This window comes from Paenibacillus sp. S02, assembly GCF_019454065.1.
GTDB classification, from domain to species: domain Bacteria; phylum Bacillota; class Bacilli; order Paenibacillales; family Paenibacillaceae; genus Paenibacillus; species Paenibacillus polymyxa_B.
In genome coordinates this window covers 271218-283129 of the sequence record NZ_CP073682.1, presented here as the reverse complement: position 1 = coordinate 283129, position 11912 = coordinate 271218, and the positions used below count along the sequence as shown (strand labels likewise).

Annotated in this window: 8 protein-coding genes; all 8 read left to right on the top strand. The window is 45.7% G+C overall.

The window, feature by feature from the left end; genetic code table 11:
* Window positions 1–280 precede the first annotated feature (280 nt).
* The 8 genes from KAI36_RS01225 (at window position 281) to lacZ (ending at window position 11835) form a co-directional block, all read left to right on the top strand.
* The gene (locus tag KAI36_RS01225) at window positions 281–802 is read left to right on the top strand and encodes a ClbS/DfsB family four-helix bundle protein (RefSeq protein ID WP_220026684.1); all 522 of its coding nucleotides are present in this window, start codon (window positions 281–283) and stop codon (window positions 800–802) included.
* Between the two features lie 75 nt (window positions 803–877).
* Complete coding sequence (gene udk, locus KAI36_RS01220; RefSeq protein ID WP_220026682.1) at window positions 878–1513, top strand: uridine kinase; 636 nt, start codon at window positions 878–880, stop codon at window positions 1511–1513.
* Window positions 1514–1774: 261 nt separating this feature from the next.
* Window positions 1775–3334: a response regulator transcription factor gene (locus KAI36_RS01215; RefSeq protein ID WP_220026680.1), complete on the top strand. Its 1560-nt coding sequence runs from the start codon at window positions 1775–1777 to the stop codon at window positions 3332–3334.
* A 38-nt stretch (window positions 3335–3372) separates the two neighbouring features.
* Window positions 3373–5187 (top strand): cache domain-containing sensor histidine kinase, encoded by a 1815-nt coding sequence (locus KAI36_RS01210; RefSeq protein WP_220026679.1) that lies wholly within the window; start codon window positions 3373–3375, stop codon window positions 5185–5187.
* A 442-nt stretch (window positions 5188–5629) separates the two neighbouring features.
* Window positions 5630–6919: an ABC transporter substrate-binding protein gene (locus KAI36_RS01205; protein WP_053324404.1), complete on the top strand. Its 1290-nt coding sequence runs from the start codon at window positions 5630–5632 to the stop codon at window positions 6917–6919.
* Window positions 6920–7020: 101 nt separating this feature from the next.
* A complete protein-coding gene (locus KAI36_RS01200) occupies window positions 7021–7917 on the top strand; it encodes a carbohydrate ABC transporter permease (RefSeq protein WP_013308301.1) in 897 nt (298 codons plus the stop codon).
* A complete protein-coding gene (locus KAI36_RS01195; RefSeq protein WP_025722097.1) occupies window positions 7914–8738 on the top strand; it encodes a carbohydrate ABC transporter permease in 825 nt (274 codons plus the stop codon). The genes KAI36_RS01200 and KAI36_RS01195 overlap by 4 nt, the downstream gene beginning before the upstream one ends.
* A 52-nt stretch (window positions 8739–8790) precedes the next feature.
* Entirely contained in the window at window positions 8791–11835 is a 3045-nt protein-coding gene (gene lacZ, locus KAI36_RS01190; protein ID WP_220026678.1) for a beta-galactosidase, LacZ type, read from the top strand.
* Window positions 11836–11912: the final 77 nt, after the last annotated feature.

The following is an 11912-nucleotide window of genomic DNA, read 5'->3' as shown; positions in this document are numbered from 1 at the left end:
GATGAAGGGAATAATATCCAAACACCAATGAGGGCCCTAAGCGCTATACTCCAATAATTATAGGCATTTAAATAAATATTAAAATATGTCTAAATACTTATCTTTTGTCTTAATTTTTCTATTAATTTTGCATCCTGTTTCGTGAACACACCAAATGCTGTTTCATAAAATCACAAAAAACGATATTTTTTTATTTTTGAATAAGACATACGGTTGTCATGTTGAGAATGGTACATATAAAGGAGTGAGTATCATCCATTTCATTTAAAGGAGCGATTAGATGTCCAGCTACGACTACGCTTCCAAATTGGAGTTAAAAGAAGCCATTCATGCCTCCTACTTACGATTTGACGGTGAGTTCCAGGAGATTCACGAGAGCCAAAAGGATATTCGTATCCCCGAAGTAGATAAAACACCCGCAGAAATGATCGCCTACCAGCTCGGATGGCTTCATCTTGTCATGACATGGGACAGGGACGAACGGGAAGGAAAAACCGTCATCATGCCCGCTCCCAATTATAAATGGAACAGACTAGGCGAACTATATCAATTATTTTACAAGACCTACTCCCACCAATCTTTACGTGAATTACGCGATATGTTCAAGTTGACTGAGCAAAAGTGGCTGGATTGGATCGATACACTTAGTCATGAAGAGCTCTTCACTCAGGGTGTTCACAACTGGACGGGTACTAATCCGAACTGGCCCATGGCAAGATGGATTCACATCAACTCGGTGGCACCGTTCAAAACATTCAGAGCCAAGATACGGAAATGGAAGAAATACAAAGTTCAACAGTGATGAAAAAAAGTGTGCATTGTGCTACAATACTTGAGTTGTATCGGGATACATTTAGGGAAGGGTAAGTGAAACGCCATGCTTATTATTGGTATTGCCGGCGGTACAGGTTCCGGTAAATCGACGGTAGCACGCGCCGTCGTTGAGCGTCTGGGATCTAATAAAGTGACTTTCATATCTCAGGATAACTATTATAAAGACCATTCACATCTGAGTTATGATGAACGTGCTTTGGTTAATTATGATCATCCGTTTGCCTTTGACAACGAATTGCTTATTGAACATCTCCAATGTCTGAAAAAAGGACAAGCGACACAAGCGCCAGTGTATGACTTTACGGTTCATGCCCGCTCCACGGACGAGATGGTAGAGCTTCTGCCGAATCATATCGTTATGCTAGAGGGTCTGCACGTACTGTCAGACGAAAAACTCCGCAGCCTGCTTGACATCAAAGTATTTGTGGATACTGATCCTGATGTGCGTATTCTCCGTCGGGTTCTTCGCGATATTGAGGAACGCGGCCGCACCATCCATTCGATCCACGATCACTATTTGACTACGGTTAAGCCGATGCATGAGGCATTTATTGAGCCTTCCAAGAAATACGCAGACCTGATCCTTCCTGAGGGAGGACACAATGAGGTTGGTATTCAACTGCTGTCTATTTTGACTGAAAAATATTTGGCAGGAGATCGGACGTGGGGTACTGTATAAGGTAATCCCCGTTGTTTAGGCTGTCGAGATTTTCTCGGCGGCTTTTTTTGTCGGTTTATATGCCATTTGGACTAAATTATTTTTGGAATCCCTGTGTAGTTTATGTTAGCATGTAAAGATTAAATGCTTTAGATTTGAGTTAAGTTGGAAGCGTTGTCAAATATGTGCCTTAGATGATGTGACGTCCACGTGATGGAGGTCTTTTTTGAATCAGGATTTTTGCAAAATCCTCGAATAGGTATAATTACGGAGAGTGCTGCCATGAATGAGCTATGCAACATTTTGATTGTGGATGATGAGATATTGGTACGGCAAGGGATCAAACACCATTTGTCGTGGGAACAGTATGGATTTCGAATTGTAGGTGAAGCCTCTAACGGGAAAGAAGCGTTGGAGCTGATTGAAACCTTGCGCCCTCATATTGTCATTACGGATATCGTGATGCCGATCATGGACGGCGAGGAGCTGACGCGCATAGTCAGACAGAACTATCCAGATATCGAAGTCATTGTGCTCAGCAGCTACGGCGAGTTTAATTACGTGCGCTCCACCTTTCAGCAAGGGGTTGCTGACTATATTTTAAAGCCCAAGCTGGACACGGATGAGTTGCTCCAAGTGCTCCAGAGAACGGCCCGCAAAATTCCATCCATTCAATATCAGGCAGATGCTAATAATAGTCAAATTACAATAGATCATGTGATCGAAAAGCTGATCTCTGGATATAGCATGGACTATGACGCTGAGCTGCTGAAGCAAGAATTTCCTTATGTCCGTTTTGCGCTCATAGGTGTGGAACAGTCAGCACAGCGGAATAAAGGCCGCTCCATCTCTGCCTCGGACCTATTTTCCAAGCTTACAGATCAAGTATCCTCTGCTTGTGAGCACATCGTACTGCGACAACTGCCAACTGATGTCTATGCTGCTGTGTTTTTAGCCAATCTTGATCCACGGGAAGTAGACGCCTGGATGGCTGCGGTTAGGGAAGTTGCTCAGGAGACAAAGCGAGTCGATCCACAGACAGGCTGGGCAGTTAGCCATTTATTTGATGACTTCAATCAGATTAGTGACGTCTATCAGGATGAACTGCCAAAACTGCTGAGTTACCGCTTTTATTTCCCAGGAACAGCGCTGCTAATAGAAGACGAACTCCCTCCGCCTGTACAGGTGAACAGCTCGTTCAACTTAAAACAGTTTACAGAAGAGATGAAGCGTGAGCATTTTGATACAGCTTTTCAGGATTTGAGGTCCTATGTAGCCGCCATGTCCGGCAACTATACCTCTACCGCTTTTGAATTCAAATCACTTCTCGGAAATATCGTGTTCAACATTACGATTTTGCTCGGGAATCAGGGGTATGATATGAGGGAGCTGGATGCGGCGAAATATTCCTATTTCAAAACAATTAATGATGCCCCTCATGTACATGAAGCTGTGCGCCTTCTGGAGACTTTTTTGGAGGAAGCGAACAGACAGATCATGGCTAAAACACAGCAAGGAAGTAGCGCAAGCATGAAAAAACTGCTGGAGTATATTGAGGAGCATCATGCTGAAACGCTCAATTTGACGACACTTGGGCAATATTTTCATTTTAACCCTTCCTACTTGTCCAGTTATTTTACAGCACACCATACTGAGGGTTTTAGCGAGTATCTGAACAAAATTCGGGTTGAAAAAGCCGCAGAGTTACTACGGTCGGGGACGATGTCCATTTCGGATATTAGCAGCACGGTAGGCTATTCGGACCCCAGCTATTTTACCAAAGTGTTCAAAAAAGTGAAGGGTTACTCGCCCAGCCAGTACCGCCGGGAGCATCTCTATTAGAGAGTAAGCCATATCTGCCAGCAGAAAAGAGATTGATTATGAAAAGGTATATCCATAAGATCAAATATCAAGGTCTGTTCTTCAAAATCTTTATTGTTATGGTGGTCAGCATCACTGCGGTGTCCTTGCTGACCTCTTTGGTGACGATTCGGATGTCTGAACGACTTTTTGCTGAGACATTCAGTATTACAAATGCCAAGGTACTCAGCCAGATTCAATCCAGCTTTGAATCCTTCAATGATTCTATCGTGAATGCCGTAACCCATGCTTCGGAAAATGGAACGGTCAAGAACTATCTGACTGGCGGTCAATCTGACTCGATTAACTCGGCGAGGATTTACTTCGGAATGGCACAGCAAATGAAGCAAATTAAATCGAACGTCGATGCCTATGATGTCGGTGTCGCTGTAACAGGTCTGAACGGCCGGAGCTTTTACTCCGACTCGTCCTATTGGCCTGTAACTGCGGAAGAGCTTAAAAGCAATGCTATTACAGCCCGAAGTGTAGCACGACCCGCACAGCTTATGTATCAATTGGATACTGAATTATTTCAGCAACAAATGAATAATACCGCGCAAAAGCCAACACCCTATATTATCGCCTCCAAACCATTTATGGAGCGGACCAGCGGCACCCTGTACGGCATGATCTACATCGCTATCCGGGAACCTGAATTTCGCCGTTTCTACAACAATTTCACAAGCAACGGCAATGATGTGCTTATTTTGGACAAGTCGGGACTGATTGTATCGAGCAACCGCCAGGACCTTATCGGACAACGCTCCAGTGAGCTGCTAGGCTATGCCACAAAAATCAATGAACAGGGACTTAACTACATTAATGCAGATGTGATGAATAAGGAAAGTATCCTCCTTTCCAACTATATCCCTTCATTTGATTTTTATCTGGTGAACATGATCGACAGACAAGCCGCGATTGGTCAAATTATTGACGTTAAATCCGTTGTATGGATCTGCATTGCCATCGTACTGATTGCTTTGGTGATCGTTTTTCTCATATCCCGTCGACTGATTCGTTCGCTGACTCGACTGGTGAAGCAAATGTCGACCATACGCGAGAAAAATTTTGATAATTATATCCCGGTAACGGGCAGCTATGAGGTTAGACAATTAAGTCATGCTTACAACTACATGCTGGATGAACTAAATGACTATATCCGTAAGCTTTTAGAGACGCAAAAGGGTCAACGGAACGCAGAGCTTGCTGCACTACAACGGCAGATCAATCCGCATTTTCTGTACAATACACTGGCTTCGATCAAAATGCTGGTGCTCAAAGGAAACAAGGAAACAGCTGCCGAGACGATCAATGCACTCATTTCCTTACTGCAAAATACAATCAGCAATGTGAGTGAAACGATCACCATTGAGCAGGAAATGGCCAACATGCAAAATTATGTGTTTATTAACCATGTGCGCTACGGGCAGCGGGTACAAGTGAATTATTTTGTATCACCCGATTGTCTGGAGTACCATGTGCCCAAGCTCATCATTCAGCCTTTTATCGAAAACTCTTTCTTCCATGCGTTTAATGAAAAAAATGTAGGGCACATCTATATATTGGTGTCCAAAACGGAGGATACATTGATCTGTGAGGTGGTCGATGATGGAGACGGTATGGATTTAGACGGGCATACGGCGCAAGACGGGCTCCCGAATCCTAAGAGTAAGCGCCAACTGTTCACAGGCATCGGCATCCAGAATGTGCACAACCGCATCACCCTTTTATATGGAGAAGAATATGGCGTGACCATCTCCAGTAAAAAAGGCGAGGGCACCAAAGTAAGAATGACCCTGCCGTTGATTTTGAAATCGAACGACTCCACTAAATAAATCTATATATACTGAACTTAAAAAATGCACATGTAAAACGGAGTGGGTGGTATGGTGCTGTACAAGCGAAGCGGTCGCTTTAAAAGCTTTCCGTAGGAAAGCTAGCTTCGGAAGCATCACCTCCCCGGATCTCTACTTTACGAAAGACTTCTTTCAAGAAATCCGGGGGCGGGGGCGATGGGAAGCACCATCTTACCTGCGTAGTAACACACCATCTAATTTCAAGCTCATCCTAAAAAAAATACCTAAACCAAAATAAAATACAAATGTAAGCGATACCTTTTTTGATAAATCATAATAATAAGACCAATCCGTATAAAGATATTCCTAACGCCGACAAAGTATGGATGGTACACTAGATTTATAAATAAGGTAACCGCTTTCATTTAAGAGGTTTAGAACTAGCAAGCAACATATAAAAAAAGAGTAGGGGTTGAACAAAATGAAAAAAATGACTTTCCTTCTGCTGATTGCAAGCTTGATCTTGCTATCCGCATGCTCCAGCAATTCCGAGAAAGCAGCTACTACCACAGATTCAGGCAAAAAAGAAATCACCGTCTGGGCTTGGGACCCGAACTTTAATATCGCAGCCCTGAAGCTGGCAAAAGATCGATACGTTGCCAAACATCCAGATGTAACCGTAAACATTGTTGAATATGCTCAAAACGATATCGTACAAAAAATGAATGCCGGCCTTAACTCCGGATCTACCAAAGGATTGCCGAATGTGGTTCTGATCGAGGATTATCGGGCACAGAACTTCCTGCAAGCCTATCCCGATTCTTTCCATGATATGAGCAGCACGATCAAAGCATCCGACTTCGCTGATTATAAAATCGGACCGACTAGCTACAACGGCAAACAGTATGGTGTTCCATTCGACTCCGGTGTTATGGGACTGTATGTAAGAACGGACTATCTGGAACAAGCCGGCTACAAAGTAGCGGACCTGACTAATATTGATTGGGACAAATTTATTGAAATTGGTAAAGCCGTAAAACAAAAAACAGGCAAAGAAATGCTGACTCAAGATCCGAATGACCTCGGTCTGATCCGTGGTATGATCCAAACTGCAGGTTCATGGTACCTGAAAGAAGACGGTAAAACACCAAACCTGGCTGGTAATCCAGCTCTGAAAGAAGCGCTCTTGACGTACAAATCCTTGTTCGACGCTAACATTGTTAAAATGAATGCCGACTGGAGTCAGTTCCTGGCCGCATTCAACAGCGGTGCAGTTGCTTCCGTACCTACAGGTAACTGGATTACACCTTCGATCAAAGCTGAAGCTTCGCAATCAGGTAAATGGGCCGTTGTTCCTTTCCCTAAGCTGAAAAATATACCTGAATCCGTGAATGCTTCCAGCCTCGGCGGCAGCTCCTGGTATGTCCTTAACTCGGACGGTCAAGATACCGCTGCTGATTTCCTGAAAGAGACATTCGGAACAGATCAAGAACTGTATCAAGATATGCTGAGCAAAATTGGAATTGTCGGTTCATTGAACGCAGCTTCCAGCGGTAAAGCTTATGACGTGGAAGATCCGTACTTCGGAGGAGACAAAGTATACAAGAAATTTGCAGAATGGACTAAGCAAGTTCCAAAAGTTAATTATGGCCTGCACACCTATGCCATTGAAGATATCATGACCGTTGAAATTCAAAACTATCTGAACGGTAAAGATGTAGACGCAGTTCTGAAAGATGCTCAAGGACAGGCGGAAGCACAGCTTAAATAAGACAGTCCATCTAGCCAAGGCTAAACAATAAAACGATAAGCACTTAAAACCTTGGGCTTGCGAGTTCAAGGTTTTATTGCTGCACAGGGAGTTGACATGGTATGAAGACAGCCGCGCCCAAGATAACTACAACACGTCTCAAAGCAGGTATGACAGGATGGTTGTTCATATCCATCGCAGTGATCATGATCGCCGCTTTTTATTTCTATCCGATGATTCAGGCGCTTATCTTGTCCTTTAAGACAGGTACAGGGTCTAATCTGAGCTTTAACGGCATTGATAACTACAAGCGACTCTTCACCGATAAAATGTTTATAACCGCCGTGAAGAATACGTTTATCTATTTAATTTTCCAGGTACCTTTGATGGTCATTCTGGCTCTGTTCATTTCGGTATTGTTGAATGATAAAAACCTGAAATTCAAGGGCTTTTTCCGCACAGCTATCTTCTTGCCGTGTATCACATCCCTTGTAGCCTATTCGGTTGTCTTCAAGTACCTGTTCTCGTCCGACGGTCTGGTAAACTCCTTATTACTGAATCTGCACGTGATTGGCACGCCAATCCAATGGATTACAGATCCTTTCTGGGCCAAGGTTACGATTATTATCGCGATCACATGGCGCTGGACTGGTTATAATATGATCTTTTACCTGTCCGGTCTTCAGAACATTGACAGTTCCATCTACGAAGCTGCCCGTATTGACGGAGCTTCTCCGATCCGACAGTTTTTCAGCATTACGGTTCCACTGCTTAAGCCGATTATCCTGTTCACTTCGATTACATCAACGATTGGTACACTCCAACTCTTCGATGAAATTATGAATATTACCAAGGGTGGGCCAGGGAACGCGACATCTTCAATTTCGCAATATATTTACAATCTGTCCTTCAAATATTCATCCGACTTTGGTTATGCGGCGACCGTATCTTATTCCATCGTCATTATGATCATTATCTTGTCGATTATCCAGTTCAAAGTGGCAGGTGAGAAAAAATGATGAAAACAAAAAGAGCATTTACGTACGCCTTTCTGATCATTGTGTCGTTCGTTTCGATTTTCCCGTTCCTCTGGATGCTATCCAGCTCCACGAACCTGTCGGTCGATGTGACCAAAGGCAAGCTTCTGCCTGGCTCCCATCTGATGGATAACATGCACAATTTGCTTGAAAAAGTAGACATCGTTACCGCACTAAGTAACTCTGCAAAAGTCTCCATCTCAACTACGCTGCTGGCTATGCTAATCGCATCACTGGCCGGTTATGGCTTTGAAATTTACAGAAGTAAAGCGAAAGACGTTGTCTTCAATATCCTGCTGATGTCTATGATGATTCCGTTTGCGGCGATCATGATCCCGCTCTACCGGATGTTCGGCAGTATTTCTAATGTCATACCGTGGATCGGTATTGATACACTCTCTTCTGTCGTCATTCCGACCGTAACTACGGCGTTCCTGATCTTCTTTTTCCGTCAAAGCACCAAGATGTTTCCAAAGGATCTACTGGAAGCAGGTCGTATGGATGGATTATCCGAGCTGGGTCTGTTCTTCCGGGTGTATATGCCTACGATGAAAACAACCTATGCCGCTGCCGCAATCATCACATTCATGTCCAGCTGGAACAACTACCTCTGGCCTCTGATTGTGCTGCAAACGCCGGAGAATCAAACGATTCCGCTGTTGATCTCGAACCTTGGCTCCAGCTATGCACCGGATTACGGTGTCATCATGATCGCCATTGTCCTGTCCACACTGCCGACTGCACTGGTATTCTTCCTGATGCAGAAACACTTTGTAGCGGGCATGGTTGGTTCAGTAAAATAACAGATTTCTGTGTACGTTCTTCATTTCATTTTAAAAATAAGGAGTGTTCGCCTTGACCACCCATACCCCTAGTCTGGACTGGCTGACCGACGTAACCAAATTTGCTGTACATCGGCTGCCAGCCTATTCCGATCACAAATATTACGCTACGCTTCAAGAAGCGGAGCGGCAAGCTGATATGGCTTGGCGTCATAGCCTGAATGGGAGCTGGAAGTTTAACTATGCAACGAATCCAGCCAGCCGTCCGGTAGAGTTCTATGCCCCTGGCTTTGAGTATGGCGGCTGGAGCGATATTCAGGTGCCGGGTCACATTCAGACGCAAGGCTTTGGCCAAATGCAGTACGTGAATACGATGTATCCATGGGACGGACATTCGGACGTTCGCCCACCCCATATTCCGGAGGATCACAACCCGGTCGGGAGCTATATCAAAAGCTTTGTTTTGCCGAAAAATATGGCTTCCGACGCGCAGCCTGTGTTCATTTCTTTCCAAGGTGTCGAGTCGGCTTTCTATGTATGGCTGAACGGACAATTTGTCGGTTACAGCGAGGACAGTTTTACACCGTCTGATTTTGAACTGACACCGTTCCTGCAAGCAGGCGAAAACAAGCTGGCAGTAGAGGTATATCAAAGAAGTACGGGGGCGTGGCTAGAGGATCAGGACTTTTGGCGTTTTTCCGGTATTTTCAGAGACGTATATCTCTATACCATCCCTACTCTTCACGTACGTGACCTACATGCCAAGGCGGATCTGGATGCTTCCTACACGCAGGGCCTTCTGGAGCTGAAATTGACCTTGGAAAAGCCGGCAACGGCCTATGCAACTGTCGATGTGAAAGATGCTGCCGGCCATGTTGTAGCTTCTTTGAAAGCTGACTTTACTGATGGCATAGCTTCGCTGTCAGCAACCTTGGAGCAAGTGCAGCGCTGGAGCGCGGAGAAACCTTATTTGTACACGTTGTTCATTCAAATTTATGATGCCAGTGGATCGCTCGTGGAAGTCATTCCACAAAAAATGGGCTTCCGTAAATTTGAGCTGATAAACAAGGTCATGCATTTGAACGGTAAACGCATCGTCTTTAAAGGTGTGAACCGCCATGAATTTAACGCTCGCACCGGACGTGCGATTTCCCGTGAAGATATGCTGTGGGATATTCGGACGCTCAAGCAGAACAATATGAACGCTGTTCGCACCTCTCATTATCCAAATCAGACTCTGTGGTATGAGCTATGCGATGAGTATGGGGTCTATGTAATTGATGAAATGAACTTGGAAACACACGGTTCCTGGCAAAAACTCGGCGCCGTCGAGCCATCGTGGAATATTCCCGCCAATCTGCCTGAGTGGCAGGATATCGTCATGGATCGCGCCATTTCCATGCTGGAACGGGACAAAAACCATGCGTCCATTCTGATTTGGTCCTGCGGCAATGAGTCGTATGCAGGTGAAGTGCTGTGCAATGTAGCCAACTATTTCCGAGCCACCGACCCGAGCCGTTTGGTACACTACGAAGGCGTGTTTCACAACCGTACGTACGATGATACCAGCGATATGGAGAGCCGGATGTACGCCAAACCCGCAGATATCGAGCAATATCTGAACGACAATCCGCAAAAACCGTATATCAGTTGCGAATACATGCATGCGATGGGTAATTCCGTAGGCGGCATGCACAAGTATACAGAGCTGGAGAACAAATACGAGCTGTATCAGGGCGGTTTTATTTGGGATTATATTGATCAGGCTGTTATGAAAAAAGATCGCTACGGACGCGAGTACCTCGCGATCGGCGGCGACTTTGACGACCGTGCCACAGACTATGGCTTCTGTACGGACGGAATTGTCTATGCGGACCGGAAGGTTTCACCCAAGATGCAGGAGGTCAAATTCCTGTATCAAAATCTGAAGCTCACCCCGGATCGCAGCGGTGTAACCCTTCGCAATGAAAACCTGTTCGAGGGAACGGGCGACTATGAGCTAGTATACAGTCTACTGCATGAAGGCCAAGAAATCGTACGTAATGCCATTCATGTAGATGTGGCGGCTCAGACCGAAGCGTATATTCCACTGACGTTCCCCATTACGGACGGAAAGCCCGGTGAGTACGTCATTCACACCGCTCTAGTTCTGAAAGAATCCACGCTCTGGGCTGAGGCTGGACACGAAGTGGCCTTTGGACAGCATATTTTCATCGTGGAAGATCCAACCCCGCTGAAGATCCCTACGGGCGGTGCCTTACGAGTGGTGCATGGTGATGTTAACATTGGCGTTCACGGTGCAGATTTCAGTATGATGTTCTCCAAAGGAGCAGGCAGCCTGACTTCACTTCGCTACGCCGGACGTGAGATGATCGCCATACCTCCTGCCCCATTGTTCTGGCGGGCGACCACAGACAATGATCGGGGAACTGCTCTGGGCTTCGAAGCCGGTGGCTGGTTCGCTGCAAGTCTGACACGTAAATGCGTGGACATTGAGGTCACGGAAGAGCAGACAGACCGTGTAACCGTTACATTCCGCTACACGCTGAGCATCCATGCAGACGTACAGGTAACGGTAGCCTACACCGTCTTGGCGGATGGCAGTCTGAACGTAAAATCGACTTATGAAGGCGTCTCAGGACTGCCTAACCTGCCGATCTTTGCCCTTTCGTTCAAGGTTCCGGCTGACTACCGCCATCTGGACTGGTACGCGATGGGACCGGAAGAGAATTACATCGACCGTGCCTTTGGCGCGAGACTAGGCGTATTCCGTAACGAAGCTGCGGATAACGTATCCGGGTATGCCGTACCGCAGGAATCCGGCAACCGTACAGGCGTGCGCCGTGTCGATATTACCGACGATTCTCAGCGTGGTATTCGCATTACCGCTCCTGCCACCGCACCTGTGGAATGCAATATTTCGCCGTATACAGCGTTTGAGCTGGAAAGTGCCTACCATCTGTATGAGCTACCCAACGTGTATTACACCGTTGTCACCATAGCCGGTAAACAAATGGGCGTAGGCGGCGACGATAGCTGGGGAGCTCCGGTACATGAAGAATACCAAATTACAGCCGATCAAAAGCTGGAATTCGAATTTACCGTGCAACGAGTATAAATAAGCACGCTCACTGTATAGACAAGTAGATATAACAAAAGCCCTTCCGCTGCTTCCCTCATGAGAAGCTAAAGCTG

What these genes read in the sequence shown, in the direction of transcription:
- KAI36_RS01195 (WP_025722097.1), top strand. Translation starts at nt 7,914, where the DNA reads ATGATGAAAACAAAAAGAGCATTTACGTACGCCTTTCTGATCATTGTG.
- KAI36_RS01215 (WP_220026680.1), top strand. Translation starts at nt 1,775, where the DNA reads ATGAATGAGCTATGCAACATTTTGATTGTGGATGATGAGATATTGGTA.
- KAI36_RS01205 (WP_053324404.1), top strand. Translation starts at nt 5,630, where the DNA reads ATGAAAAAAATGACTTTCCTTCTGCTGATTGCAAGCTTGATCTTGCTA.
- KAI36_RS01200 (WP_013308301.1), top strand. Translation starts at nt 7,021, where the DNA reads ATGAAGACAGCCGCGCCCAAGATAACTACAACACGTCTCAAAGCAGGT.
- udk (WP_220026682.1), top strand. Translation starts at nt 878, where the DNA reads ATGCTTATTATTGGTATTGCCGGCGGTACAGGTTCCGGTAAATCGACG.
- KAI36_RS01210 (WP_220026679.1), top strand. Translation starts at nt 3,373, where the DNA reads ATGAAAAGGTATATCCATAAGATCAAATATCAAGGTCTGTTCTTCAAA.
- KAI36_RS01225 (WP_220026684.1), top strand. Translation starts at nt 281, where the DNA reads ATGTCCAGCTACGACTACGCTTCCAAATTGGAGTTAAAAGAAGCCATT.